Here is a 2,794-nt window from a genome sequence, read left to right as displayed (position 1 = left end):
GTCGGATCTATCCTGATGGACATCAACGAGGAGTGGGTCACCGGCAGAAGGTATTTGACCATGGAGAAGGAATGATCAGGCAAGGAGACGGGGCTCAGGCAAATTACAGAAGATCTGAGACGTTACCCAAAAAATCTAACTAAGAACGAAACTTTTGAAGGATATTTCTGTATTGCCAACAACATGTACTCGGAGAACGATTACCTTATCTTCTGTTTAATGGACTACAAGCAGGTGCCGTTTTCGTTTAATGAAAGTGATGCAGAGATCCTGCACAAAATCCGTCTTGAATCGTTTGAAGAAAAATTTTACCATTTCGATCTTGGACCACTTGAAAGCGGCACCCATGAATTTGAGATATTTCTCATCCTGAAGCCATATGAAACATCGCTCAACCAGTCGTTCAGGTTATCCACTGATTTCTCACATTTGGGAAGCATCAGACTGAATCTGTTCGTTGATGATTGGAATATGCCTCCCGTTGTTTATACGAACTTCAGCGATCTTAATTGCCATCAATGTGACTCTCAATATCCCGGTAATGACGGTGTGATGCTAGTAAAAGAGCCCTGTTCGACCAGGGCATGGACCTCTGAAAACGTGACATCGGGAGATACTCTGGATTACTGGATGAATGTTGCAGCAGCAGATGATTATCCAGTGGCCTTCGGTCTTATTGTTCTTGTGGACTATATCCAGGTGCCTATATGGACGAACAGCCCTAACGATGTCATTTTTGGCAAACTTGATGCTGGGGAGAAACTCTCGTTTCCTACGAAAATCGTGGTTCCTCGTGAGAAAGGCGTACATGAGTTAATGGCCATCTGGCTCCCGGCCCCATATCAGAGGATGGATAGGTTACCCGAAGCGCCGGCAAGCCCTAATCAATGGGCATGGGCTCAACCCAGCATCCGAGTGGGGTTGAATGTAGGATAGTTCTAAGGTGAGCACGAGTTGCTTTTCTCTAGATTCCCACTTTTTTCATAAATATTCGGGGCTTATTCATTAGATAGGAGCACTCTTTCCCACACCAAGGGAGGACATCTCATTACTACATTACACGTACCCCGGATCGCGCGAGGGATGTTTAACGCATCATATTGGTTATTTTATGATTTCGTAAGGATATAGGTGAATTGCTGTATCCTAAATCCTTATGCTGCATCAAGTATATTCTGACGATTAGATGACTCTCACAGAAAACGTTTAATGAACACCAAAAATGTTTTAGTGTGGGTACCTTAAAAAGTGCCCTGTGTATGAACCGAGAGCAGATATTGCTATCTCGAAAAACTCTGCATTGCTTTAGAAGCAATATACATGGCTTGCTTCGTTGAATCGTATGCATGGTCGCCTGTTTTGCTTCTGGAGTATGAGCAATTGAGAAAGGATAGTGACCATGAAACATGTGAATTCTCTGATAATATTTGCCTTGTTGCTGGCGACATGTGCTTTCACTGTGCCAGTTACGGCTGAAGAGCAGTATACGCCATCTTTCAACAAATCCAAATTTCAAAATATGGGAGTTGTGAATGGGAGCCCAAACTGGGCCGGAATGCGAGACTTATCTCAATTTAGCAGGTACGAACCTCAGGTTGAGGTGACGCTGCCATCGAGAGAAACACTGAAAAAATTGTACCCAAATATTATCTTCTACGACTCATTGGATTTACCCATGGGTGAAAGAAATTCTTCGGAAGAGGTAACATTCAACCAGGATGGAAGTTTTTCAGTGTTCAGAACGCAAAGCAATCAAAATAAACTAACTGCAACGACTGATGTTCGAATCACGGAAGCTCAAATCGCCTGGTATTGGGTTCAGGATTCCGTAGTCAGGCACTTGATTACCGTCCGTAACGTCGGTTCAGTGCCTGCCAGTGGTAAAGTCATTGTCATCTCTCCTGAAGATGGATATGGTTACTATAACACATTTAGTAATTTACCTCCATCTGCCAGCGAAACAGTATCAGTGGCTTATATGGTGCCTTCTGGCAGTTCTGTTGGGAGAAAACCTATTGTTTTAGAAGTATGGGTGGATCCGGATGATACACGAACTGACTCTTGGTTGATGCCGATCGATGGAATTGAAAAGTACAATAATGATGCCGATCACCTTCCAGATCCTGATTGGGGCACAAATCTTGAAACAAGTGATCTTTACCACTTCCCTTATGGATCTCTCTCCAGTGAATCATATGGACAAACTATTGAGGCCGCAACAGCAGGGGATGACACAACAACTCCATATGCTACAGCACAAAAGATCTTGGGATACACCAAAAATGTAATGTGTTACACTTCAGACGACCTAGATGGGAATTATACCGCGTCCGACATCTGGATCAAAAACCATCAGTATTGTGGAGTATGTGATGAATATACGACATTATTTAATTCATTTACAAGAAGTCTTGGAATCCCTACCCGGCAGTATTATATGGCCATGACCGATAGCACCGGCGGGCCCGTCGCTCACGAGTGGGCATTGATTTGGAATGGTGAACGTTGGGTTCATGCGGATCCTACATGGGAAGTATTTGACAATCAAGACGTATACAGTCAGCATGGATACTCGAATATAACCATAACAAATCTGATCCACGCTGATGATAGTCGCTACACTGGTCCCGATGATCCCTACGTTGATGATCAATTACTGCATTATTGGTGAGGTCATCCCATAACCCTCCAGATCATGATGGCACATGCCAGGTGGATCAGCCCGAGGAATGAGTGTTCATAGCGTTCATATCGAGGAACAATCTTCTTGAATGCCTCGATCCAGCTGAAGAAC

At 43.8% G+C, this 2,794-nt stretch carries 2 protein-coding genes; both read left to right on the top strand.

Features of this window, described 5'->3' with window-relative positions:
* Positions 1-183: 183 nt before the first annotated feature.
* Positions 184-936 carry a hypothetical protein gene (locus tag FGW20_RS13260; RefSeq protein ID WP_301678544.1) on the top strand — a complete coding sequence of 251 codons (753 nt, stop codon included), beginning with the start codon at positions 184-186 and terminating at the stop codon, positions 934-936.
* Between the two features lie 463 nt (positions 937-1,399).
* A complete protein-coding gene (locus FGW20_RS13255; RefSeq protein WP_301678543.1) occupies positions 1,400-2,671 on the top strand; it encodes a transglutaminase-like domain-containing protein in 1,272 nt (423 codons plus the stop codon).
* The last annotated feature ends 123 nt before the right edge of the window (positions 2,672-2,794 follow it).

It is taken from the genome of Methanoculleus methanifontis (assembly GCF_030464365.1).
Classification (GTDB): Archaea; Halobacteriota; Methanomicrobia; order Methanomicrobiales; family Methanoculleaceae; genus Methanoculleus; species Methanoculleus methanifontis.
The sequence above is the reverse complement of the archived record's forward strand: the minus strand, read 5'-3'. Positions and strand labels throughout refer to the sequence as shown.

Excerpts from the sequence above, each read along its gene's own strand:
- FGW20_RS13260 (WP_301678544.1), top strand. The coding sequence starts at position 184 with ATGTACTCGGAGAACGATTACCTTATCTTCTGTTTAATGGACTACAAG.
- FGW20_RS13255 (WP_301678543.1), top strand. The coding sequence starts at position 1,400 with ATGAAACATGTGAATTCTCTGATAATATTTGCCTTGTTGCTGGCGACA.